This is a genomic window from Vibrio sp. 2304 (assembly GCF_033339475.1).
Lineage (GTDB): Bacteria > Pseudomonadota > Gammaproteobacteria > Enterobacterales > Vibrionaceae > Vibrio > Vibrio alginolyticus.
Genome location: NZ_JAWOUQ010000002.1, coordinates 150,146 through 174,353 on the forward strand (window position 1 = coordinate 150,146; position 24,208 = coordinate 174,353).

A 24,208-nucleotide genomic window follows, 5' to 3' on the forward strand; every position below is an offset into this window, starting at 1 on the left:
CCGGTCATGAAACGTGTATTGATGTTCGACGCCATCCCAATGCAAGGTGGATCCAAAATCGCGAATGCAGAGCTCCTTAAGCAGTGCGATAAGCTGAACGTGATTGGTTATCTACTCACTACAAATCCAGAGCATTGGGCGTCACTGCTTAGTGATACACCGCGTGTGCAAGTTATAAAAATAAAACCATCACCATTTAACTCGACTCATGGCCTGACCTACTGGTTGATGAACGCTTACTACTTTCTCCAACTTCTCTACGCGTGCATGAAGCTGCCAAAAATAGATAGCTTTTTGGGCCTATCTTGCCCAAGTAATGATATGCCTTTGTACTTACTACGATTGATTAGCAAAAAGCCTGTGGTACAGATGGTTCATGGCCCTATCGGACGATCGAGATCTGCTGGCTACTGCTTAGTAAAAGCATCGGCAATTTACTACTTGGCAAACACCCGCGAATCAATGGTAGAAGCATTACAGGCCTACCTCAAAACAGAGAAGCCAGCCACAGAACGCTATTGGTGCGGTTTGAATACATCTACGTTTGTTAATGGATTATCGAAAGATCGCTGGCCAAAACAAGCGAATCCGATTTCAAGCCGCGTTTTCTGGGCAGCTAGCTTACTAAAATGGAAGAACATCGATCTTTTGCTTGATGCTTTAACACTTGATGAGTCGAAAAAGATCAAATCCACCGTGTGTTACATCAAACCTAACGTGGCAGGTGTGGAATATTCAACACCGGACTTCAACACACAAGGTGTTGAATGGCATGAGTGCCCAAACAACTTAGATGAATTGCGTTCACAGTGTGGTGTGTTTGTTTCCACCAGTCTCAACGAACCTTTTGGGTTATCTATTTTGGAAGCGCTCGCTGCAGGTATGTGTGTCGTCATTCCACATGATGATAGTTATTGGGACCGCGTGTTAACTCACGGCCGAAATTGTATTAAATACACGCCTAACAATGTGGCTTCGTTACACAACGCAATTCGCCTTTTGAATGAATCGCCGTGGATGAAAGTAACGATGGGTATCGAAGCACTCAATGTTTCTCAACTATACACAGCCGAACGTTGTTATTTGCCAATCGCCCAGCACCTTGCTGCCGAAATTGCTACCAACAATGATTGCACACTCAAGACACCGCGAGACATCAAAGGATATGATCATGTCTAAAGCAATGACCAACATGACGCTATTTGCTATCGCCTTAGTGATCAATAAAAGCATCAGCCTAATCATGCTGCCTGTATTGCCCCACTTTCTCTCACCAGAACAAATGGGCAAGCTTGAGCTTCTAACAACTTTTGGTGTTGTTACGACCTTGTTTGTCAGTTTCGCTTTGCATGAAGCGCTTTATCGATTCGTCGGCGTTGAAAAGGATAAAAATACGCGCACAAGCCTACTAAACCAGCTGTACTCACTTGCTTTACTCATCGCTGGCGTCGTCGCTCTTAGCTTGCTCACTATCATTTTAATCGCCCCCATTCCCGCGCCTTTTACGCGAGTCGAATTTGCTATTGTTATGTTTGCCATCGTTCTAGAAGGCAGTATTGCAATCGGCACTGCCTGGTTAAGAACACAAGACGACAAAGCAAGAACACTGCTTAACGTCATGGTCACTACCACCATTTTTCAGGTCATTTTTATCGTCGCGGCGCTGTCTGTTCATCCCCATGTTATTTCTGTTTTGTGGGGGGGCTTGTTGGCTGCTATTACTCAATTTGTTTGGCTGCACATAGTTAACCGTTACAATGTCACCCTTCCTAAGCTGACATTGGCAAAACAATACCTAAACTACTGCCTACCAATGATGATGGCCGGTTTAGTAGCATTTTGTCTCAATGGCGCTGAACGCTGGTTCATTGGTGCCAACACTTCTCTTGCGACGTTAGGGATTTACGCGATAGCGGTAAAATTTGCAGTGGGCATGTGTATTTTAGTGCAGCCGTTTGGCATGTGGTGGATGCCACGTCGATTTAACTACTTAGAAGGGCGCAAGAACACTGAAGCAGTGCGCATCACACACTTAGGTATGATTTACATTACAGGTTTGAGTGTAGTGGTCGGCACATTAGCGATGGTGATGATCACCTACTTACTGCCAGAAACCTATCATGAGGCGGTACTATTCAGCTTATTCTTGCTACCTATCGCCATGTTAAAAGAATGGAGTGAGTTGATTAACATCTCCATTTTGTACAAGCGTCGTACTCGCTGGCTACTTGGTATAAATTTCGTCTCTGCGTGCGTTGCGATTGCTTTGCTGTTTGGCTTATCTTCTCTGGGCATTTATGGGGTATTCATTGCGCTTTATTACGCACAACTGTGTAAGTTGGGCCTGACTTATGTAGTAGGCCAACAATGTATGACGTTGCCTTTTCACCTCAGTCTGATGGTTTTATTACAGATTATATCCGGTGTGGCACTGTTCCTGCTTCACTCTTCACAATCAATAGGCATCGCCATCGCAATTTGCATTTTGACATGCAGTTTGCTGGCATGGATAGCCACTCGCTACATGAGTAAAGAGACACTCAATGCTCTCACTCGATACATAGTGAAACGGCGTGGACAGGTGAAGAGATACTCGTTATGAATGAAACCAAGGTGAGAACAAAACAGTCCATCGCAGCACTGACGATCACTGTCGGTATCGGCCTGCTTTGGGTTGTTATGCCTCATCCCATTTTGATTGTTGCGTTGTGTTTCGCACCACTCGCGTTACTGTTTGTTCTCAATCAAACGTTTTGGCTTGTCACACTGTTCGTTATTTTTTCATTCTTTCGTATTCACGAAGCCTTTCCTGTTATCTATAACTTCAAGATCCCATTACTGTTATCACTGGGGGCACTCGCCGCACTCGCCTTTCACCTTCTTATAAGCCGCCAGATTACAGCTTTTTGGCACCCTTCATTAAAGTGGCTGTGTATATTTTGGGGTCTGGTGATCATCGGAATAATATTCGCTTCCAGTCGTGATATCGCAATAACGGTGTTCAAAAATACCTATTGGAAAATCATCATTATGACGTTGGCAATCACCTGGCTTATTACTAAACCTTCACAGCTCGCACAGATGTCAAAAGCAATTATTTTCGCCGGACTATTGATTGGCTTAGTGGCATTACAAAACGCAGCGAATGGCATTGATTTAGTCGAAGGGACGCGCGTGTCGATAGGACGGTCCATAGGTTCAGTACTTGGCGATCCTAACGATTTGGCACTAGTGCTGATGTTTCCCCTTGCCTTTACCGTTAGTCAATTGATGGAGAAGCATTCCCCCAAGCATCTCAGGCTCTTTGCCCTTATCACCTGTTTGGTTTTGTTCTTTGCGATCATTGAGACGCAGAGCCGCGGGGGGTTACTAGGTTCACTGTCTGTATTTGCCTACTTTGCTTTTAAACACATCAAAAGCAAAACATTAGTCTTGGTATTAGGCGCTATCGCAGCGATCGTACTCTACGCATTCGCTGGTATTTCAGGACGAGAATCGGGGGGAGCCGCTGAGGATGGTATAGATGCCTCTGCGATGGGGCGACTTTATGCGTGGGAAGCGGCATTTAAAATGGCGCTGCATCATCCGTTGACTGGCGTAGGTCTAGATAACTTTTACTTTAATTACTATTTCTACAGCCCACACTGGGATGGTATCAACCACGCCGTCCATAGTACTTGGTTTGGCGTGTTAGCAGAAACGGGTTTTGTCGGGCTCGCGGTGTTCATTACTTTAATTGTGTCATTGATCCGCACCTCTTTGCATTCCATCTCATTGTTGACACCAAAATCAGATTACACCCTCTCTGTTGGAGCAAACGCCGTGTTAAGTGGGCTTATCGGTACCATCGTATCAGGTACGTTTCTGACTCAAGGTTTCACTTGGCCAATTTACATTCTAGCGGCATTAACAGTTGTCGTTAGCCGAATTGTTCAAAGTGACTGTCAAAATGAGAAATCCTAGTTTCAAACATAAACAAAACCCATAAATCACTGTTTTAAAATGGCTAATTCCTTGGCACGCATTGTGATTACTCACTTAATTAGTAATCAAATAACCAAGACTCAAGGAGAGCCACATGACGGACATCGTAGTATTTGGAGAAGATTTTGGTGGGTTACCCTCTTCCACTCAGCATATTGTCAAGCGACTAGCAGCGAACCATCGAATCCTTTGGGTGAACTCCATTGGCCTTCGTCAACCTAAGCTGGATTCTAAAGACATACAGCGTGCGTTAAACAAACTCACTCGTGTATTTCATAACGTAGGCTCACACAAGCCAACATTGGACTCTGAAACAAACCCAAACATTCACATCATCAACTTGCTCACCATTCCTGCCCCTAATTCTGCATTAGCAAGAAAAGTGGCCGCTAAGATGATGAAACACCAACTCAACAAACAATTACAAGCTCTTGGTTTTGATAAGCCTGTATTTTGGACGTCGCTCCCGACTGCTGCCGATGTTTGTGCAGAAATGAACCCACGTGGACTGATTTACTATTGTGGCGATGACTTTAGCGCTTTAGCTGGTGTTGACCACGACACGGTAACAAAGCACGAACGTACTCTTGTTAATGCGGCCAACGTTATCTTTACGGCAAGCGATACGCTCTCCACCAAGTTTCCATCACATAAAACCGTCACTTTGCCTCATGGTGTCAACGTTAGTCTGTTTTCTGAGCCAGCACCGAAGGCCAAAGACTTGCCTGACAACGGCCGCAAAGTGCTGGGCTTTTATGGTAGTTTGTCTGAATGGTTAGATTACGACTTAATTGCCCAAGTCGCAGACCAAGCGCCTGACTGGGATCTCGTGTTCATCGGCCCTAACGAGTTCAGTGATAATCCACTTCCACAAAGATGCAACGTATACTACCTGGGCCCGAGAGCGCATCACACTCTGCCACGTTACTCCCAACACTGGGATGCCAGTTGGTTGCCCTTTGTTGATAACGCTCAAATCAAGGCATGTAATCCGCTTAAACTTCTTGAGTACTTGGCAACAGGAACCCCTGTTATCAGCACACCATTTCCTGCATTAATGCCCTACAAACATATGCTTCATGTGGTTCAAGATGTCGAAGACGTGCGTGCCAGTCTCGATCACCTGATCCCACCCCCGGCAAACTCAAAGCAATATGTTCAACAGCAAAGCTGGGAAGCAAGAGCCAACCAAGTTGATAAATTAGTGAGGGCGCTATGAACGATTTAAGAGAAAACCTCAGCGTACTGTTACATGGAGCTTGGAGACGTCGCTACATGATCGTTATTCCTATGCTTGTCTTGCCGGTGCTGGGTTTCATCGTAAGTAAACTGGTTCCGACGACTTATGTTGCTCATACCAGCATGCTTATTCAAGAGACAGCGAAAATGAACCCGTTCCTTCAAGACCTTGCCGTCTCAACAATGCTGAAAGACCGATTGAGCGCACTCAGTACTCTGCTAAAAAGCCGACACGTTTTGTATTCAGTCGCAAAAGAACAATCGTTGATCAATGACGAGATGAGTGCAAAAGAGCAAGAGTTCATCATAAAAGATCTCGCGTCGCGCCTGTCTGTTCAGCCACTCGGTAAAGACTTCATTCAAATTCAATTGCAAAGTGGTAAACCAGAAGGAATGGAGTCGATGCTGCTGTCTGTCAGAGAGCATTTTGTCGAACAGCTTTTGGCTCCTGAGCGTTCTTCGATTAAAGATTCGAGCCATTTTTTGACTATCCACATCAACAAACGCAGGGAAGAACTAGACAAGGCAGAGCAAGCCTTTGCAGAATATAAAAATACTTACTCAGACGCGACGCCCGAAATGCAAGCTCAAAGCCTTACTCGCCTTGCTAGCCTCAAACAAACGCTAGCCGAAAAGGAGGCGGAGCTTGCTGGTGTTTCACGAAGTCTAGGCAGTTTGGATCAACAACTATCCAAAACGAACCCGGTTATCGGTAAACTGGAAGAGCAAATCATCGACATTCGTAGTGAACTTACCCTGCTTCGCGCTAAATACACAGAGGCGCATAGTTTAGTGCAAGGTAAGTTGCGAGAATTAAACCGGTTGGAGCAGGAACGCTCGGAACTCTTGAACTCTAAACAACCAGAATTAAACAGTGCTCAACTATGGGATATCGCGAGCAATACCACAGTAAACAGTCTTGGCGAAGCACAGCCTCTACTTGTCTCCCAACTACATCAATTACAAATGATGCGCGGACGTTTTGAAGCACTTACGGAAGAAACCAACAGCTTGCGAGACATGATCCAAGAATTAGAGCGAAATGCGCACCAATTTGGGAGCACAGCGACAGAAATCAACCGCTTAGCTCGTGACGTCGCAGTGAAGAGAGAAATGTATGATGAACTCGTCGAACGCTATGAGATGGCCCAACTAACGGGTTCTTTGGGAGAGTTTGAAGAGAATAAGCGCGTAAAAATCATTGATGAACCGTTCACGCCAACGATTCCAACTAACTTACCTAGTTTTGTATTTGTCATTTTAGGATTTATTGGTGGCGCTGGTTTAGGCATTGGATTAGCGACGATACTAGAGTTAGCCGATAACTCTATCCGCTCTAAAAGAGCATTAGAAAAACACCTTGGTGTTCCTGTCATCACCACTTTACCTAACGTAGTGTACGGAAACTAACCGCCATAAGAACTCATTTACAAGCACTCGGTCGGCGAGTGCTTTTCTTTTACTACTGCCTTATACAGCCTCATAGCATGTCCACTAATATGAATCTCAAATTGAGAATAAACATAAAGCCTCACAAACATCAATGTTAACTTATTGTTTTTAAATGATTAATTTTTTGGCACGCAGTCTGCAATTCCTAAATAAACAAAGAACTCAACGAGGGTTTGAAAATGGAATTCAGACAAAAACACAATAACACTAAGCACAGCAAAAAAGTGATATTACACGTCGTGCAACACTTAGCTCCTGGTGGTTTAGAAACGCTCGTACTAGAAATGCTTCGTTTTGCGCAGCCAAACCATTCCGTTTTTGTCGTGAGCTTAGAAGGAAGCAAAGAACATGCACTACAAGGCTGGCAAAAACTATTGCCCTACCAAGGCCAACTGCACTTTCTTAATAAAAGACCTGGATTCAGCGGGAAGACCATCGCTACACTGACTTCAATGATAAAAAGAATGCGACCAGACGTGGTCCACACCCATCATATCGGCCCACTTCTGTATGGTGGTATTGCTGCACGTTTAGCGCACGTACCTGTAGTTATTCATACCGAGCACGACGCATGGCACCTCAATAACAAAAAATCAGCTCGACTACAGTCCCTTTTGCTAACGATGATTCGCCCGCAAGTGGTTGCCGATGCTAACTTTGTCGCCCATCAAATACAGACTAAGTTAAAGTATCGCAAAGTTTGTACTATCCATAACGGGATTGACTGTCAGAAGTTTAAAAGCGGTGACCAAACGGCAACAAGACACTTGTTTGAACTTCCAACCGACAAAATCGTGGTTGGCGTCGCCGGGCGTCTAGAAGCAGTTAAAGGCCATAAAGTGCTTATCGAAGCCTTCTCTCATCTTACGCCAAACACACACCTAGCCATTGCTGGAGATGGTTCTCAGAGAGCTCAATTGGAAGCACAAGTTAGAACGTTAAAACTTGAGGATCGCGTTACCTTTTTAGGCTTGGTCGATGATATGCCCAGCTTTTACCAAAGCCTCGATTTATTTTGTTTACCGTCGCTTCAAGAGGGTTTCCCCCTCTCAACACTAGAAGCTCAAGCATGTGACGTTCCTTGTGTCGCAACCGATGTTGGTGGCGTGAAAGAGACACTCTGTCCGAACAACAGCACACTGGTTGAAGCAAATCGTGTGTTTTCGTTGGCCGAAGCGTTATCACATCAACTGGAATCATCACACCATTCTCCTCGAACTTTTATTCTCAAACACTTTGATATCAGAGACATGGTGAGTCGCTACTCACGTTTGGCCAAGGAGGCTAGCTATGAATGATTTACTTTGGATTATAGGGTTTGGTTTATCCGCGTTTTTGATTGTCTATCATCACGTTGGGTACCCACTGCTCCTTAAGTGGCTTCCTTTAAAACAGCAAGACGAAACCAAAGCACCATTTGTAGAGCGAGCTTACAAAGCCTCCAAAACAGACAGCCAGCTACCCTCTATTACTGTCATCGTGCCCGCCTACAATGAAGAACAATGGATAGCAGAGAAGATCCGTAACCTTGCGAGCCTAGACTACCCGAGGGATAAATTAAGAGTAGTGATCGCATGTGATGGCTGCACAGATAACACAGCCGAGATTGCTCAAGCGACAATTCAAGAAGCAATCTGCTCTGATACTCTGTTCATTATTAATGATCACCAAGTCAATCGCGGTAAAGTTGCCCTACTCAACGAAGAAATGCGTCATGTTAGCTCGGACATTACCGCACTGAGTGACACGTCGGCATTGATTTCTTGCGATTCTCTATTGCTAGCTAGTCAGCATTATCAAAATGAGAACGTTGGAGTGGTTAACGCAACATATCAAATAATGAGCACTGATAACCAAGGTGAAGCGGCGTATTGGCAATACCAGTCTCGAGTAAAGCACCAAGAATCTTTGTTAGGTTCAACGATTGGTTCCCACGGTGCGTTTTACACTTACAGAACTCACTTATTTGAACCACTGGAAGTTAGCACCATTAATGACGACTTTATTCTCCCTATGAGAATCGTTTTGCGAGGCTATAGCGCTATTTACGAGCCAAACATGCTGGCTCTTGAACTAGAACAGAGCTCAGACAACGCAGATTTCAAGCGGCGCCTAAGAATTTCAGCGGGTAACATGCAGCAGCTCATGCAATTAAAGAAATTACTGTTACCTCGTTATCGTGGCACTGCCTTTGCATTTCTATCGGGAAAGGTTCTGCGCTTAGCAACACCCTATTTGATGATTGTTTGCTTTATTTGCTCACTACTACTGGCACATAATCCGCTGTTTCAAGTAATGCTGTCCGCACAAGTTGGTATTTATAGCATCGCGCTTATCACTTACTTGATGCCAACACTTAACACAATTAAACCTTTTAAGCTGATTAGCTACATCGTCATTGGTCATCTCGCCAACTTTATCGGCGGTATGAAGTATTTACTCGGAATGGAAAATGGACGTTGGAAACGCGTCAACCAATAAGGAAAGCATCATGAAAAACTCACGCTACGATTCAAATGTATGCCACGCGAAAAGAACGTTTGATGTACTGGTTGCAATGCTTATTTTGGTCGTCACTGCACCACTATTCCCATTTATCGCGCTAGCGATCAAAACCACATCGAAAGGCCCTGTGATTTATCGCCAATTGCGAGTAGGACGCTGCACACCAGAAAAAATGGATCTTTTTCAAATCATGAAGTTTCGCACCATGTATATTGATGCAGAGCAACGCTCTGGCGCAGTATGGGCAACTGAAAATGATCCCCGCATCACGCCAGTAGGACGCTTTTTACGCAAAACGCGTTTAGATGAACTACCTCAACTGTTTAATGTGTTGAGAGGTGAAATGTCGATGATTGGGCCGCGCCCAGAACGCCCAGCTTTCTACCAGAAATTGGAAGATGAAATCCCCTATTTTGTAGAGCGCACATATGGCGTGTTACCAGGTATCACAGGCTTAGCTCAGGTTAACCAAGGCTATGATGCATGCATTGAAGATGTAAGACGCAAAGTTGGGTTTGACCACAGTTACGCACTAAGCTTAGGTTCGTTTTACTCTTGGATTTCAATGGACCTTTCAATCATGAGCAAAACATTCGTTGTGATGATTGACGGACGAGGTCAATAACTTCCGGTTCTGGTAACGGTCACTCTTGCCACTGGCGGCGCATCTTTTCTATCGTCGCTGGTGGCACGTCATGAATGCTCTGATACGCTCCGTGACACACTTTAATTTCCACCTCGATGCGCTTCTTCATGCAGTAGTCCATGTAACGCTTCATCTCCCAATGTCGAACAAACGTATTGCTCACAATCACGACTCTCCCTTTGTTCAACCACTTTCTAGTTTGCTGAAAACACCACTCATGCGCTTGAGGTAATTGAACCGGTTCAAAGTGATAATCACCTTCATCATTTTCAAAATACATGTCAGCTTCAAAATGCTTAGCACCAAGCTCTATTGCCAGTTGTTTTGCTAAGGTTGTTTTACCTGACCCCGGAAGTCCACGAATAAGAATGAGTTTAGCCAGTGACATAATGCAGTTTAATGAGGTGGAAATAAGCCTAAACTGTAACGAAATTATTGGAAAAGAAAAGTAGAAATAAAAAATGCCGAGCACATTAGGCTCGGCATTTAAACTCAATCATGGATCGTGTTGTATTTATTTGTAAGCTGGCAGTTCTGTTCTTAACCCTTTCACCAAACTTACGCACATCAACAGCAGAACAAAAGTAAACGGCAACCCTGTTGCAACAACGCCTGATTGCAATGCTTGCAAGGCTTCTTTACCACCAACCCAAAGCATTACGGCTGCAATTGCGCCTTCAATACACGCCCAGAAAATGCGTTGCGGTACTGGTGCATCAATCTTACCACCGGCGGTAATACTATCGATAACCAGCGAGCCAGAGTCTGACGATGTAATAAAGAATACCAGAATCAGCACGATAGAAAGCATTGAAATCACTGAGCTATACGGAAGCGCATCGTAAACATGGAACAGAGTCAATGAAATATCAGTTAGGCCATTTGCACCTAGCTCACCAACTTTATTCACCACTTGGTCAAGCGCGATACCACCAAACACAGACATCCAAATCAAAGTAACAACTGTAGGAATAACGATGACTGCGAATAAGAATTCTCGAACCGTACGACCTTTAGACACACGCGCGATAAACATACCAACAAACGGTGACCAAGATACCCACCAAGCCCAGTAGAATACCGTCCAGCCGTGCATCCAAGTTTCATCTTCACGACCGTGAGGGTTACTCAATGGAATAATATTTTCAATGTAAGCCATTGTTGTGTCGCGTAGCGAGCTCCACGCCGTATCAAACGTGATGAAGGTAATGAAAATAAGCAGCGCAAACGCAACCACCATATTGACGTTACTCAGTAGCTTAACACCACCATCAATGCCACGAATCACTGATAACACCGCGATAAAGGTAACGAAGGTGATCACAATCATTTGTGTACCAATGCCGCCTTCTAGACCAAAGACATGGTTAATACCACTGGTCGCCTGCTGAGCACCCAGACCTAGCGACGTTGCAAGACCAAATAGCGTCGACAAAACGGCAAGGATATCAATAACGTGACCTAACCAGCCCCATGCACGGTCACCAAAAATTGGATAGAACGCCGCGCGCAATGAAAGTGGTAAACCTTTGTTAAAGGCAAAAAACGCTAATGCTAGCGCAACGAGTGCGTAAATACTCCAACCATGTACACCCCAGTGGAACATAGTGGCACCCATCGCGAGGGATTTTGCTTCTTCGGTGTATGGTACTGCGTTAAGTGGCATTCCCCACCAATCAGTGAAATACGCGGTCGGCTCAGCCACACTCCAGAACAGAAGACCAATACCCATACCCGCGGCGAAAAGCATCGACAACCAAGAAACGGTTGAGTGATCCGGCGTTGCTTCTTTGCCTCCTAAGCGGATTTTACCTAGCGGAGAAAAAAGAAGAGCAACGGCGAACAATAAGAAGAAGTTTGTCGACCACATAAAGAACGCATCAAACTGTTCGATAATTCCGTTTTTTAGACCGTTTAATACGTCTCGAGCAGTGGTTGGCTCAACAAGAAGAAGTGAAATCAGACAGAAAACAACGAGCCCCGCACTAATGCCAAAAACCGGGTTATGTATATCGAATCCCCACTTTTGAACGTTATCCTGTCCAACCTGATAATCGGTTGTATCAATACTATATTTTTTAAATGCATTATCCATAAATACAAATTTAACGTGAATTTGAAACGCCCCTCAGGTGAGAAGAACTCCAATACCGCCCTCCATTAATTTGAACTCTAAAGTTTTAAAGCGGGACGAATTTTAGCAGCAATCACATATTTTTGCAAAAAGTCGTGATTTATTGCATTTTAAGCTCAATTCGAGACAGATGAAGGGGAAATAATATCAACACAAAAATTATGAGGTCTAACGATTGATTTTGTCGTAGGTTGTAGACTAGAAAAGACACAAGAAAGACTTAAGTTCATAGCCAGTCACTGCGCAAATAGAGAAGACCTCCGCTGATTTGGTTTCACAATTAACGACGAAACCAAATCAGCAAACCTTTCATCCAGCGAGCGTTATAAGAAATGGAAGGTGATGTTCCCTGTTACGCTGCTAACGGTATCGCTATCGCCTTCAATATCCACGCCAAACGCTTGATAACTCGCGCCCACAGACACATTGTCAAGCAAGAAGTATTCGGCACCAACACCATACATGTAAGAGACGCCATCATCTTTGTCTAAGTTTCTAAGTCCACCGTCATAATCAACGTTGAATGCATTGATGCCGCCTTTTGCGTAAACGTGTAACGGGCCGAAGTCGATACTAGGTTTCGCCGCTAAATAGAATGAATCAAAATCAGCACTACCCCTGCTGCCACTCAAAGATAAATCCACTTTGCCGTGATTAAAGTAGCCTGCTTCAATGCCAATGAACGGCAAAATACCAGTACCGACATGAATACCGTAGGTTGTATCATTTTCGCTGTCGATATCGGACTGACCAATTTGGCCACCAGCGTAAATCCAAGAGTCAGCCATTGCTGACGTTGAGCACAACGTTAGAGCGAATAACGAGAGTGTTTTTTTCATACTATCCCTTCCTGATCGATTCCTAAGCGAAACATTACGCAAACATGCGCATTTAATCGCCACTATATATTGGAAAGCATAGGCATTTTAAGACTCTAAAAGTGAATAATTTATGTTCAACTTTTGTTTTGTGACTTCCAGACAAAAAAACACCGACATAAAGCCGGTGTGTTTCATATGGTGTTAGAAAGCTTGACGCTTATAGGAAATGTAGTGTTGCGTTAACAGAGAACGTGCTGATATCGTCTTTACCAGCAGTGTAGTTCATGTAGCTAGCACCAACAGACATCGGGCCAAAAATGAAGTACTCAGCACCCACACCGTACATTAGGTCCAAATCGTCATCGTCTTTGCCGCCTTTCACTTTTTTGTCCCACTGATGGAAACCACCTTTTGCGTACACGTGTAGCGGACCGAAATCGATGCTTGGCTTAAGTGCCGCGTAGTAAGAAGTTAGCTTAGTGTCTTGACCATTTACGTTGAACTCACCGTGTTGTGTTACACCAGCTTCAACACCAATGATAGGTAGAATGCCTGTACCAACGTGAACAGAGTATGATGTGTCCGTCTCACCTTTGTAGTCAGACTGACCTACTGTTGCACCACCGTAAATCCAAGAATCCGCCATTGCCGCAGAAGATGCGCCAAGTAGCGCCACTGCTAATAGAGTTTTTTTCATCATCTACCTTTACTCTTTATTATTCCCACGTCTGCATAACTCAGTCGTTGGTACTACAAATAAAGGGAGGCGAACTATTGCCTCCCAGAACTAAAAAATAATGCTTATTGAGTTACTAGCAATTAGTGTACCAGCAACTTCTTAAGCGATAATTACAAATCTGACACTATTTTACTGGTTGATTAGCAAGCATCAATCGCGTTTTTGACTCGTTTATCAGAAACAGGATAAGGAGTGCCTAATTGTTGAGCAAAGTAACTCACGCGAAGTTCTTCAATCATCCAACGCACTTCTTTTACATTTTCAGGAATAGCCACACCTTTCGGGATCTTGTTCAGCAACTCTTTATAGTCTTGAGTCACAGATTCAATCTTCAGCATATGTAAACGATCTTTGTTTGGATCGATAGGCAACTTCTCCATACGGCGCTCTATCGCGCGCATGTAGCGAAGAATATCCGGCAAGCGCTTCCAGCCACATTCCGTTGCAAAGCCTTTGAAGATCAAGCCTTCAATTTGTGCTTTGATATCGGACAGAGCAAACGCCATTGTGAAGTCGATCTTGCCTTTTAGCTTCTTATTGATGCTAAACGCCGTGGTCAGAATAGTCTCAACCTGTTGAGCGATCTCTACAACGGTGTCACCCAATTCAGCACGAACGTGTTCTTTCAACGCTTCGAACTTCTCTGGCTCCCAAACTAAACCACCCTGCTCTTCAATAAGCTTATCGACACCGCAGGCAATGCAGTCATCTATCAGATCAAGCACTTTGCCGTAAGGGTTAAAATACAACCCCAACTTCGATTTGTTCGGTAAGTTAGCGTGCAAATATTTAATTGGAGACGGCACATTCAACAAAATCAAACGACGCTGACCAGCACGCATTGCCGTTATCTGCTCGTACTCCGTTTCGTAGAGTTTGATTTCAACGCTGTCTTTGGTATCAACAAGCGCCGGATACGCTTTTACATCGTAGCCGCCACGTTTTTGTTGATACACTTTCGGCAATTCGCCAAAACTCCACGTATGCAGACCTTGCTGTTCGATATCGTCATCCGCAACTTTGGAAAGCGTTTCTTGAACTTTGTCTTTCAAACTTTCTTTCAGTTCATGAAGGTCTTTATGTTCCTTCAGTTTACGATTTCGATGATCAACCGCACGGAACGTGACTTTCAAGTGCTCAGGTACTTGTTCCAAGTTCCAGTCTTCACGCAGTACCTCTACGCCCGTCATGCGTCGCAACTCTTTCTCTAATGAATCTAGCAGCGGCGCTTCCATTGGCGTGACGCGTGCTAAGAATGCATCGGCATAGTTCGGCGCAGGTACAAAGTTCTTACGAATTGTCTTTGGCAACGATTTAATCAAGCTAACCACAAGCTCATGGCGCAAACCAGGGATTTGCCAATCAAAGCCCGCTGGTTCAACTTGGTTTAAAATCGGCAACGGCAAATGCACTGTGACACCGTCACTATCATCGCCTGGTTCAAATTGGTAACTCAATTTGAGCTTCAAACCATTTTGATGCCAGAAGTTCGGGTAATCCAAATCGGTCACATGGCTAGCATCACCCTTGAACAGCATCTCTTTTTCAAAGTTCAGCAGTTCCGGATTTTCTTTAGATGCCTTTTTCCACCACGTATCGAAATGCTTACCAGACACCACTTCGGTGCCAACGCGTTGGTCATAGAAATCAAACAGCTCATCATCATCCACTAAGATGTCTCGACGACGAGATTTATGCTCAAGCTCTTCCACTTCTTGCAGAAGCTTACGGTTTTGCTTAAAGAACGCGTGTTTGGTTTCCCATTCACCCTCAACCAATGCACTACGAATGAAGATTTCGCGACTTACGGTCGAATCGATACTGCCGTAGTTGACCAAGCGTTTCGGTACGATTGGTACGCCGTAAAGCATCACTTTTTCGTGCGCCATCACCGCAGCGCGTTTCTTCGACCAATGTGGTTCGCTGTAACTGCGTTTAATAAGGTGTTTAGCTAACGGCTCAATCCATTCTGGCTGAATCTTGGCGATGATGCGACCCCAAAGTTTTGAGGTTTCCACCAGCTCAGCCGACATGATCCACTTAGGTTGCTTCTTGAACAGCCCTGATGCCGGGAAGATATGAAAGCGAGCATTACGAGCGCCTTGATATTCATTCTTTTCTTGGTCTTTCATGCCGATGTGCGACAGCAAACCAACCAAAATGGCACTGTGTACGCCATGGTAAGAAGCGGGCTCATCGTTAAGCTTGAATTCCATCTCACGCATCGACTGATGAATTTGGAAGTACACATCTTGCCACTCGCGAACGCGCAAGTAGTTCAAATAGTCTTGCTTACACTGTTTGCGGAACTGATTGCTAGACAAGGCTTTTTGCTGCTTTTGGATGTATTCCCACAAATTCACAAATGTCAGGAAGTCCGACTCTTCATGGAAGAAGCGACGATGTTTATCGTCTGAAGATTGTTGTTTGTCGGAAGGACGCTCGCGTGGATCTTGAATCGACAAGGCAGCTGCGATGATCATCACTTCTTTAAGCGCACCATATTTTGGCGCTTCCAATACCATACGCGCCAAGCGCGGATCGATTGGCAAACGCGCTAATTGGCGACCAATGGAAGTCAGGCGTTTTTTCGGATCTTTTACCTCAGAGTTAATCGCACCAAGCTCTTCCAGCAAACGCACGCCGTCTTGGATGTTACGTTTATCCGGTGCTTCCACAAACGGAAACGCTTGAATATCACCCAAACCAAGTGCCGTCATTTGCAAGATAACCGACGCTAGATTGGTACGTAGGATTTCAGGATCAGTAAACTCTGGGCGTGACTCAAAATCTTCCTCTGAGTACAGACGAATACAAATACCCTCTTCCACACGACCACAACGACCTTTTCGCTGGTTCGCACTCGCCTGAGAAACTGGCTCAATTGGAAGACGCTGAACCTTAGTACGGTAACTGTATCGACTGATACGCGCCGTACCCGGGTCGATAACGTACTTAATACCCGGAACAGTTAGCGAGGTTTCTGCCACGTTGGTTGCCAGTACAATTCGGCGACCAGTATGAGGTTGGAAAATCTTATTCTGCTCACCTGCCGACAAACGCGCGTAAAGCGGCACAATTTCCGTGCTCTTCAGATTACGTTTGGACAATGCATCTGCGGTATCACGGATTTCACGTTCACCATTCATGAAAATCAGGATGTCACCTAAACCTTCATCGCACAGTTCATCTACCGCTTCGAAGATGCCTTCAAGCTGGTCACGATCATTGTCGTCATCACCGCTTAGTGGGCGGTAACGTGTTTCTACTGGGTAAGTACGACCCGATACTTCTATGATTGGTGCATTGTTGAAGTGTTTTGAGAAGCGTTCTGGGTCGATGGTTGCCGACGTGATGATCACTTTCAAATCAGGACGACGTGGCAGCAACTCTTTCAAGTAACCCAAGATGAAATCGATGTTGAGGCTGCGCTCGTGCGCTTCATCGATAATGATGGTGTCGTATTGATTCAAGAAACGGTCGTGCTGAATTTCAGCCAACAAGATACCGTCCGTCATCAATTTGATTTGGGTATTTTCAGAGATCTGATCGTTGAATCGAACCTTGTAACCAACAAACTCACCAAGCTTGGTTTCCATCTCTTCGGCAATACGGTTAGCAACCGAACGCGCAGCAAGACGACGAGGCTGAGTATGACCAATCAGGCCAAATTTACCGCGACCAAGCTCAGCACAGATTTTTGGTAGCTGAGTGGTTTTACCAGAACCGGTTTCACCCGCGACGATAACCACTTGGTTTTCTTCGATCGCTTTCGCAATATCGTCGCGTTTTTGGCTTACAGGCAGGATTTCTGGGTATTCAATCGTTGGTTTGTAGTTGCTGCGCTGCTCTGCAACCATCATGGATTTTGCGATGTCTAATGCGATTTCGTCGAACACAGCATTACGCGCTGCGTCCTTCTTAATTTTGCTTGCACCAGAAATACGTTTACTCAAGCGGAAACGGTCGCGCATCATGCACTGATTCAGCGCTTTACGCAGAGATGCCGCGCTATTCACTTGAGCCTGAGGTGTTTGAGCTTGTTTCGCTGTCGCTTTTTGCGCACCATTTGACGGTGTCGCTTGCTCTTCAGCTAGATTCTTTTTTGGGGGCTGTGACGAAGTCAAAGCGTTTCCTATTCTTTTCATTACAAAAACTGCGCGGATTGTATCACACAAGATCTGTAACAAGATAACCGAAAGCTCATTCAATTTTTTCGAACATGTTCAGCGAATCGCTAGGCTTTTGAACTCACTTACGTTGCTTATAATGGCTCCCATAGTCGAAAGCACTTATTTAAGGAATAACCATTATGTCTCGTGTACTAGCTCTAAAATCAAGCATCCTTGGCGATTACTCTCAATCAAACAAATTGGTTGAAGACTTCATCAAAAATGTAGACCAAGACAAGCTTACTGTTCGTGATTTGGCTGCAAACCCGCTACCTGTTTTGGACTTCGCCGTTGCGACTGCACTGCGCGCTACAGAAGATCTTTCACAAGAACAGCAAGCGGTGGTCGACTTGTCTGACACCCTTATTGAAGAAGTAAAGGCCGCAGACACTTTGGTTATTGCCGCTCCAATGTACAACTTTACCATCCCGACTCAGCTTAAAAACTGGATTGATTTGATTGCTCGTGCAGGCGTGACATTCAAATACACAGAAAACGGCGTTCAAGGTTTGATTGAAGGTAAAAAGGCGATTGTAATAACGACTCGTGGTGGTATTCATAAAGATTCACCAACTGACAACGTTACGCCATACCTACGCACTGTGCTGGGTTTTGTAGGAATCACTGATGTGGAATTTGTTTACGCAGAAGCGCTAAACATGGGTGAAGATGCGGCTGCAAAAGGCATTTCAGAAGCGCAAAGCCAACTTGCAACAATGGCGTAAGTTAGAAGAAACCAGAATACAAAAGGGATTGGTTCGCGCCAATCCCTTTTTGGATCCTTATGCCTTGATCGTATTTATAGGGTCTCTTACATCGTCAAAAACGATTCACTTTCTCCAAGTTGCGTATTGCATCGAGGTAGACTTTTTCTAAAGACCGCTCAGCTTCGCTTATCATATTCTCGATCATCGCATTAAACGCGACATCGCTACGGATTTCTATATTGTCTCCCGCCTTAACGTCAAGAGAGTTGACGTACAGCACCAACCATTCATCGCCCTCCAAGTGCCCTTCTCCGTGAATGGCAAAAAAGCGTTTGGCAAATTCAGCGTTGGTACAATTTATCGCTTCAATTTGAAGATTGAATGAGGAGTCGATACTCATGGTGCTTATGCCATCCGATTCATCAGATGCATCACAAACAGCCTTAACTCTGGCACGATATACGAAATTTCTCGTTGAAAGCAGCATAGTATTATTCATCATTACTCATAATGGGCGATAAATAAGTCAGTTGCAAATCCGACCTATATGCATCTCGTGATGCGCTAAAACTCGAACTGGAAATAAATAGTATTGTAGTTGCTCCCACCTTTAATTCGCCCAAACTGCGAAGCGCTTTCAAAAATCGCCGAGCGGTGATGCAATGAATAGCCCACCCACATATTGTTCCAGCTCTTTTGGTTGAAGAGATCGCCTACATTGACATCAAACGAGAAATCTAGGTAGTTGAGCAACTTGCTTGGTGTATAACCCTTGTCTTCCATTTCTGTGCCTTCAATATAGGTAATGCTATCAATGTATGACACACCTTCCGCTACACCAAATCGCCAAGTCGTAGGCCAATTAACCGTATAATAAGCCTTAATCGCCATGACGTATTCTGTGCTCGCAGACTGAACACTGGACGACCAGTGATGAACCAACCCTGGCGTTAAATAAATATCAAGAGGAAAACCAAACAGCTCATCCGTTAATGGATGCCCATAAAACAATGAAGTAAGTTGATTGTCGTATGGGTCTTTTTCTCTCTCAAAGCTAAATATTTCACCGATGTTCGAAGGCGTCGCCCAACCATGCGCAATACGTAGATATGCTTTATTGCTCAGTGTCGGTTTCGGAACTTTGCTTTTATCGTTGAAAAAGCCAAAACCGACAAACACTTCTCCCTGATATCGATCTTCTACAAGCTGACTGTTGTAGGCGTTATCATCTAAGCGAGTAACACTCGTCTCACCCAATAAATACAAATTTGAAGTTACATGGTAACGCGCTTTAATACCAAGATTGGTGTCAAGCCCAGCTCCAATTCTCTCGCCAGTACTATCCTTAAAGGAATAATATTCACTATTGAAATCAGCGTCTTTGTATCGAATCGTAATCGATGGCTCTAATTCCCAATCACCAAATACATAATTGGCAGCAAGGCGGTAATTAGAGTGAAACTGGAGTTCGTCGTCCGTCATCAACTCTACTTCTGCGCGCCAATTGTCGTTAATGCTATAACGCACTTGCCCACCGAAATCGACTCTGTCTCCTTCATTAGCATTTTGTAGTGACATGGGAATATCGACAAATCTCAATCGCATGAGTGTGCTCGCACGCCAGTCGGAATCACTCTCGTTATACAAAAAAGCGCCACCTTCAATGCCATTGATATACACATGTTCGTTTTCAAAGAACATCATTGGTACAAATGTACTCACCGTAGAGTCATTATCGGCGGTATAAAACGGAATCGATGCTGTGCGATACATCGCAGCAATCCCCCACGTTTGTTCTTCTGCACCATGCACAGAAGAAACTACCGCAGCTAAAGGTAAAGCGAGTGTTGTTAGAATTAATCTCTTCATGAGTTCGAAAAATGTTGGTTGAGAAGCAGGCAAACATCAATGATTTGCCATTAAAAGCTTATGTTCTGCTGATGATAGCCGTTACAATGGCAAATGTTGTCATCCTCGTGACAGTTTGAGTCCCAAGATCATATTAATATTGCACGACTAGGTGAGCTTGTTTGCGAATATTTTACCATCACAACAAGCGCGTAAACTCTAGCTTAGTTCTAAATCAAACATAATGAAGTAAAAAGTGAAAGCATCAGAACTCATCTCTACCTTGAATCATTTACCCGCAGACACAGACCCAGACATTGTGATGGGAGAAGCATGGCTGCCAGAGAGGTTGATAGGGACTCAACTCGATGGTGACATGTTGTTTTTGCACTTTGATAATGCACCAGAAGATGGTCAAGGTGACGAAGAAGGGCGTGGCTTCGTCGAACACGAAATCGACCTAATTAGAACTCGGCTTCAGCAAATTTTGGATGAAGACAGTGATAACGCGTCAAAAGCCGATGCGATGCTTGGTTTGTTCCTTATGGGACATGAACTTAGTAGCTCGCAAGTTATCGAAATATTAGAAGAAGAAGCTGACACATAAGGAGCCGTTTTGCCAGCATTGATGAACACGACTGAAATTTCTTCACTTCCTCTTGTCGTTGCAGGTCCGATCCTACGTAAAGTGACCGCAACTGAAATCAATATTTGGCTAGTCACCACCCAACGCTTGGAGGGTATGGTGCAAATTACGGATGAAAATGCCTCCATCCTTTATCAAGCCCCTTTAAGTGAACAAAAAGAACAGCTTCAAGTCGGCCTCAATGCGTGGTGTTGCTTACTTAAATTAGAAGGCGAGTTTCCAACCCATCAAGCGTTACGCTATCAAATAAAAACGCAATATGGCTTAGTGACGGAACTGCTCCCTCACCTGACTTATGAGCAAGATAATACGCCAAACTTGGGTATTGAGTTCCTCGTTAGTGAAAAAGCGGATTATCTCTTACATGGATCTTGCCGTAATCCCCATCACTTCAGTGATGATACATTGGTCGCTGCGGATCATAAAATCGCGTCTCAATCCATTGAAGAAAGACCAGATATGCTCATCATGAGTGGTGATCAAATCTATGCAGACCATGTTGCAGGCCCCACTCTCGATGCCATTGAGCAAGTCATAGCTTTATTGGGTTTGCCAGGCGAAGAATTCGATCAAGCTCCGATAAAAAATACCAATGAGCTCTACCAACACCCTGCTTGCTATTATGGTCGAGATAAATTGTTGCCTCATTATGTGAGTGATGACAGTTTACTAAGTAAGTTTTTTCCACACCGAGGGACACCAATATTCAGCGCCAAAGAGTGTGAGAATCACCTAATAAGCTTTGCTGAGTGCTTTGCAATGTACTTATTGGTTTGGTCTCCGACCTTGTGGAAGCTTGTTCGAACGGATCGTTTATTAGAAAACGAATTTACTGTCGGCGGAGAAGTTCTTGAACCCAAATGGCAGCAGCAATGGCGCGAAGAAAAAAAACAAATTGATAAATTCGTCGCAGGTCTGGACAAGGTTCAACGCTTACTCGCTCACATTCCAACCTATATGATTTTTGATGATCACGATGTCACCGACGATTGGAATCTCACCATAGGCTGGGAACAAGCCGCATACAGCAACACGTTTGCAAAACGCATTATCGGTAATAGCTTGATAGCTTACTGGCTTTGCCAAGGTTGGGGAAATGCGCCAGAAAAATTCAATGATGAATTTATGAGCCTCGCTCAACGCTTTATCGATGAGCGAACCTCGCAAACCCAAGATGCATTTATTCAATATTTGTATCGCTTTGAGAATTGGCACTACACCATTCCTACGACACCAAAAGTTGTCGTGCTAGATACACGAACCAGACGCTGGCGTTCTGAGTCTAAAATGAACAAACCTTCTGGCTTAATGGACTGGGAAGCTATGATTGAGTTCCACCAAGAACTCGTGCACCAAGACAAAGTTGTTATTGTTTCTGCCGCGCCAATGTTTGGTGTGAAATTTATCGAAGCACTACAACGTGTGGTGACCATGCTTGGTAAACCATTGATGGTTGATGCTGAAAACTGGATGGCCCACCCCGGAAGTGCGAATACTCTTATTAGTATTTTCACACACACAAAGACACCAACTAACTTTGTTATTCTCTCTGGCGACGTACACTACTCTTTTGCATACGATATTAAGCTCCGCTATCGAAAAAACAGTCCGAATATCTATCAAATCACCTGTAGTGGAATTAAAAATCAGTTCCCTACACAACTGGTCAATATTTGTGATGGCCTAGATAGACTGCTATACAGCCCTCGCTCACCTTTAAACTGGTTCACAAAACGTAAACGACTCAAGATTTACAAACGCGCACCAAGTACGCACAACTTTTATCGCTTGGTTAACCATAGTGCCATTGGTGAGCTACGTCTTGATGATGAAGGCAAACCAAGTCAAATTAGTATTCTGACGAGTGATGGTGACGAAGTTCATTTTCCACCGACACGTGCTGAAAGCTGAGTATCAATCCCAAAATGACTTGCCCTTTGTAAGAGGCAAGTCACCTTGAACTAACTCAGGAGTTTAGGTTTTTTGGGGAGAAAGTGGCCGTTCTTAAATGTCAACGGCGTGCTAAATTTGGTATCGCACCTTGAGATCTTCCGTATTTATTACCATGTTAACCAAATAAACAATAGCTCGGTGTTCATTATGTTTAATTCTCTCACATCATTATTTAAACAACTCATTGATGGCTCTGATTTAAGCCAAACCAACACACTTTCCCCTAACATGGCTATCGCGTGTTTGCTTTGTGAAGTTTCTGGCGCAGACCATAGTGTCGATGATAGAGAACAAGAAACAAAGCGCTCTTTATTGATGAAACTGCTTTCGTTAAATGAAGAAGAATCAAATACTTTGTTAGAGCAAGCGCAACAGAAAATAAAAGATTCCGCTTCGCTGTACGACTTTACCTCTCAACTAAGAGAACTGACTCAAGAAACTCGTTACAACTTAATCAAAAGCATGTGGGAAGTCGCTTACGCAGACGGCGAAATTGACCCGCTAGAAGACGCGGTGATCCGTAAAACAGCAGAGCTACTCTATGTTGATCACAGCGAGTTCATTCGAGCGAAGTTACAGTCTCAGTAAAGTGACGAGATGAGTATATAAGTCGCTGGCTAACTCTAAGCTACCCCTAGAATGACAACAGATATCGCTTCTGTTGTCATAAAAAAACGCGCACTCTGCGCGTTTTTCAATAAGCCAACGACATTGTTATTAAAATACTGGTCAAGGTATGTGTTTAGCTCTTTCCACACTAAACAGACTGCATGACAAAACAACAATGGTTGGATGATTATTTAATTACAAGCTAGCTAGGTTCGAATAACTAAAACATGGTCAAAGCAAGCTTAGCTAAGTTGTATGCATCTACATAGCCAGAGTGTTGACGCCCTTCCCAGTCTATTCCTTTTGCTTCTTGAGCGGCTCGATGGCCTATACGTCTATCTTTAAGACGATTTTGAATACGGTAGAGTGTCGCTAAGTTGATGAACTCTGTGAACGGTGCTTCAATACCTTTTTGCTTACACTCTTCTAGAAGAATGAGGTCATCTCGCCCCCAAGATGCAAAGATTTTGTTGCGACCACCGAAGTTCTTAACCATGGATTTAAGCACTTCTTCTAGTGGGCGTCCTTGTTTTTCAATCTTACGTGGTGTGATGCCCGTTAACTCAGCGCAAAACAGAGACACTTCATCGTGTTCTGGTTTCACGTAGTATTGAGCACGCTTGACTATCTCACCTATAGACAAATCTATTTCAGCTAACCCCACTTCGATAATTTCACCCGTGCTGCCGACGCCATTTTCGTTCCAGCAACACATTTCTAAATCGAAGCATACAATACGGTTATGGTTCATAG

The 24,208-nt window shown here is 44.2% G+C and carries 20 protein-coding genes; 12 read left to right on the forward strand and 8 right to left on the reverse strand.

Features of this window, described 5'->3' with window-relative positions:
- Positions 1-6: 6 nt before the first annotated feature.
- The 8 genes from R7P64_RS05580 to R7P64_RS05615 all read left to right on the forward strand — a co-directional run bounded on the left by R7P64_RS05580 (position 7) and on the right by R7P64_RS05615 (position 9,805).
- On the forward strand, positions 7-1,179 hold the full coding sequence (locus tag R7P64_RS05580; protein WP_005377641.1) for a glycosyltransferase: 1,173 nt from the start codon (positions 7-9) through the stop codon (positions 1,177-1,179).
- Positions 1,172-2,602 (forward strand): lipopolysaccharide biosynthesis protein, encoded by a 1,431-nt coding sequence (locus R7P64_RS05585; protein WP_318123236.1) that lies wholly within the window; start codon positions 1,172-1,174, stop codon positions 2,600-2,602. Before R7P64_RS05580 ends, R7P64_RS05585 begins: the two co-directional genes overlap by 8 nt.
- The gene (locus tag R7P64_RS05590; protein ID WP_162497020.1) at positions 2,599-3,963 is read left to right on the forward strand and encodes an O-antigen ligase family protein; all 1,365 of its coding nucleotides are present in this window, start codon (positions 2,599-2,601) and stop codon (positions 3,961-3,963) included. The genes R7P64_RS05585 and R7P64_RS05590 overlap by 4 nt, the downstream gene beginning before the upstream one ends.
- A 115-nt stretch (positions 3,964-4,078) precedes the next feature.
- Entirely contained in the window at positions 4,079-5,203 is a 1,125-nt protein-coding gene (locus R7P64_RS05595; RefSeq protein WP_318123238.1) for a glycosyltransferase, read from the forward strand.
- Complete coding sequence (locus R7P64_RS05600; protein WP_318123240.1) at positions 5,200-6,633, forward strand: chain-length determining protein; 1,434 nt, start codon at positions 5,200-5,202, stop codon at positions 6,631-6,633. The genes R7P64_RS05595 and R7P64_RS05600 overlap by 4 nt, the downstream gene beginning before the upstream one ends.
- A gap of 221 nt (positions 6,634-6,854) precedes the next feature.
- The gene (locus R7P64_RS05605) at positions 6,855-7,973 is read left to right on the forward strand and encodes a glycosyltransferase (protein ID WP_318123242.1); all 1,119 of its coding nucleotides are present in this window, start codon (positions 6,855-6,857) and stop codon (positions 7,971-7,973) included.
- Positions 7,966-9,156 carry a glycosyltransferase family 2 protein gene (locus R7P64_RS05610; protein ID WP_318123244.1) on the forward strand — a complete coding sequence of 397 codons (1,191 nt, stop codon included), beginning with the start codon at positions 7,966-7,968 and terminating at the stop codon, positions 9,154-9,156. The genes R7P64_RS05605 and R7P64_RS05610 overlap by 8 nt, the downstream gene beginning before the upstream one ends.
- 10 nt (positions 9,157-9,166) lie before the next feature.
- The gene (locus R7P64_RS05615) at positions 9,167-9,805 is read left to right on the forward strand and encodes a sugar transferase (RefSeq protein ID WP_005377654.1); all 639 of its coding nucleotides are present in this window, start codon (positions 9,167-9,169) and stop codon (positions 9,803-9,805) included.
- A gap of 19 nt (positions 9,806-9,824) precedes the next feature.
- Here the strand turns inward: R7P64_RS05615 and R7P64_RS05620 are convergent, their stop codons facing one another.
- The 5 genes from R7P64_RS05620 to hrpA form a co-directional block, all read right to left on the reverse strand.
- Positions 9,825-10,214, reverse strand: a complete 390-nt coding sequence (locus tag R7P64_RS05620; RefSeq protein ID WP_005377656.1) for an ATP-binding protein — start codon at positions 10,212-10,214, stop codon at positions 9,825-9,827.
- A gap of 126 nt (positions 10,215-10,340) precedes the next feature.
- Positions 10,341-11,921: a BCCT family transporter gene (locus R7P64_RS05625; RefSeq protein ID WP_005377659.1), complete on the reverse strand. Its 1,581-nt coding sequence runs from the start codon at positions 11,919-11,921 to the stop codon at positions 10,341-10,343.
- 362 nt (positions 11,922-12,283) lie between these two features.
- Positions 12,284-12,799, reverse strand: coding sequence for an outer membrane beta-barrel protein (locus R7P64_RS05630; protein ID WP_005377661.1), 516 nt, complete (start codon positions 12,797-12,799; stop codon positions 12,284-12,286).
- A gap of 199 nt (positions 12,800-12,998) precedes the next feature.
- Positions 12,999-13,478: an outer membrane beta-barrel protein gene (locus R7P64_RS05635; RefSeq protein ID WP_021033871.1), complete on the reverse strand. Its 480-nt coding sequence runs from the start codon at positions 13,476-13,478 to the stop codon at positions 12,999-13,001.
- Positions 13,479-13,660: 182 nt separating this feature from the next.
- Complete coding sequence (gene hrpA, locus R7P64_RS05640) at positions 13,661-17,647, reverse strand: ATP-dependent RNA helicase HrpA (RefSeq protein ID WP_170893799.1); 3,987 nt, start codon at positions 17,645-17,647, stop codon at positions 13,661-13,663.
- Between the two features lie 185 nt (positions 17,648-17,832).
- Between hrpA and R7P64_RS05645 the strand changes: the two genes are divergently transcribed.
- Complete coding sequence (locus R7P64_RS05645; protein WP_025766683.1) at positions 17,833-18,417, forward strand: FMN-dependent NADH-azoreductase; 585 nt, start codon at positions 17,833-17,835, stop codon at positions 18,415-18,417.
- Positions 18,418-18,511: 94 nt separating this feature from the next.
- Here R7P64_RS05645 and R7P64_RS05650 read toward each other — a convergent pair whose 3' ends face one another.
- A complete protein-coding gene (locus R7P64_RS05650) occupies positions 18,512-18,901 on the reverse strand; it encodes a hypothetical protein (protein WP_228009997.1) in 390 nt (129 codons plus the stop codon).
- A 62-nt stretch (positions 18,902-18,963) separates the two neighbouring features.
- Positions 18,964-20,268: a MipA/OmpV family protein gene (locus R7P64_RS05655; protein ID WP_318123246.1), complete on the reverse strand. Its 1,305-nt coding sequence runs from the start codon at positions 20,266-20,268 to the stop codon at positions 18,964-18,966.
- Between the two features lie 235 nt (positions 20,269-20,503).
- Between R7P64_RS05655 and R7P64_RS05660 the strand changes: the two genes are divergently transcribed.
- The 3 genes from R7P64_RS05660 to R7P64_RS05670 all read left to right on the forward strand — a co-directional run bounded on the left by R7P64_RS05660 (position 20,504) and on the right by R7P64_RS05670 (position 23,434).
- Entirely contained in the window at positions 20,504-20,854 is a 351-nt protein-coding gene (locus R7P64_RS05660; RefSeq protein WP_005377676.1) for a hypothetical protein, read from the forward strand.
- A 9-nt stretch (positions 20,855-20,863) separates the two neighbouring features.
- Positions 20,864-22,804 (forward strand): alkaline phosphatase D family protein, encoded by a 1,941-nt coding sequence (locus R7P64_RS05665; protein ID WP_318123248.1) that lies wholly within the window; start codon positions 20,864-20,866, stop codon positions 22,802-22,804.
- 189 nt (positions 22,805-22,993) lie between these two features.
- Positions 22,994-23,434 (forward strand): TerB family tellurite resistance protein, encoded by a 441-nt coding sequence (locus R7P64_RS05670; protein WP_017820644.1) that lies wholly within the window; start codon positions 22,994-22,996, stop codon positions 23,432-23,434.
- A gap of 241 nt (positions 23,435-23,675) precedes the next feature.
- Here R7P64_RS05670 and R7P64_RS05675 read toward each other — a convergent pair whose 3' ends face one another.
- On the reverse strand, positions 23,676-24,206 hold the full coding sequence (locus R7P64_RS05675; RefSeq protein WP_213973200.1) for a 3'-5' exonuclease: 531 nt from the start codon (positions 24,204-24,206) through the stop codon (positions 23,676-23,678).
- Positions 24,207-24,208 lie beyond the last annotated feature (2 nt).

Excerpts from the sequence above, each read along its gene's own strand:
- R7P64_RS05595 (WP_318123238.1), top strand. The coding sequence starts at position 4,079 with ATGACGGACATCGTAGTATTTGGAGAAGATTTTGGTGGGTTACCCTCT.
- R7P64_RS05615 (WP_005377654.1), top strand. The coding sequence starts at position 9,167 with ATGAAAAACTCACGCTACGATTCAAATGTATGCCACGCGAAAAGAACG.
- R7P64_RS05580 (WP_005377641.1), top strand. The coding sequence starts at position 7 with ATGAAACGTGTATTGATGTTCGACGCCATCCCAATGCAAGGTGGATCC.
- R7P64_RS05610 (WP_318123244.1), top strand. The coding sequence starts at position 7,966 with ATGAATGATTTACTTTGGATTATAGGGTTTGGTTTATCCGCGTTTTTG.
- R7P64_RS05590 (WP_162497020.1), top strand. The coding sequence starts at position 2,599 with ATGAATGAAACCAAGGTGAGAACAAAACAGTCCATCGCAGCACTGACG.
- R7P64_RS05650 (WP_228009997.1), bottom strand. The coding sequence starts at position 18,901 with ATGATGAATAATACTATGCTGCTTTCAACGAGAAATTTCGTATATCGT.
- R7P64_RS05645 (WP_025766683.1), top strand. The coding sequence starts at position 17,833 with ATGTCTCGTGTACTAGCTCTAAAATCAAGCATCCTTGGCGATTACTCT.
- R7P64_RS05605 (WP_318123242.1), top strand. The coding sequence starts at position 6,855 with ATGGAATTCAGACAAAAACACAATAACACTAAGCACAGCAAAAAAGTG.
- R7P64_RS05585 (WP_318123236.1), top strand. The coding sequence starts at position 1,172 with ATGTCTAAAGCAATGACCAACATGACGCTATTTGCTATCGCCTTAGTG.
- R7P64_RS05600 (WP_318123240.1), top strand. The coding sequence starts at position 5,200 with ATGAACGATTTAAGAGAAAACCTCAGCGTACTGTTACATGGAGCTTGG.
- R7P64_RS05675 (WP_213973200.1), bottom strand. The coding sequence starts at position 24,206 with ATGAACCATAACCGTATTGTATGCTTCGATTTAGAAATGTGTTGCTGG.
- R7P64_RS05625 (WP_005377659.1), bottom strand. The coding sequence starts at position 11,921 with ATGGATAATGCATTTAAAAAATATAGTATTGATACAACCGATTATCAG.
- R7P64_RS05635 (WP_021033871.1), bottom strand. The coding sequence starts at position 13,478 with ATGAAAAAAACTCTATTAGCAGTGGCGCTACTTGGCGCATCTTCTGCG.
- R7P64_RS05670 (WP_017820644.1), top strand. The coding sequence starts at position 22,994 with ATGTTTAATTCTCTCACATCATTATTTAAACAACTCATTGATGGCTCT.
- R7P64_RS05620 (WP_005377656.1), bottom strand. The coding sequence starts at position 10,214 with ATGTCACTGGCTAAACTCATTCTTATTCGTGGACTTCCGGGGTCAGGT.
- R7P64_RS05630 (WP_005377661.1), bottom strand. The coding sequence starts at position 12,799 with ATGAAAAAAACACTCTCGTTATTCGCTCTAACGTTGTGCTCAACGTCA.
- R7P64_RS05655 (WP_318123246.1), bottom strand. The coding sequence starts at position 20,268 with ATGAAGAGATTAATTCTAACAACACTCGCTTTACCTTTAGCTGCGGTA.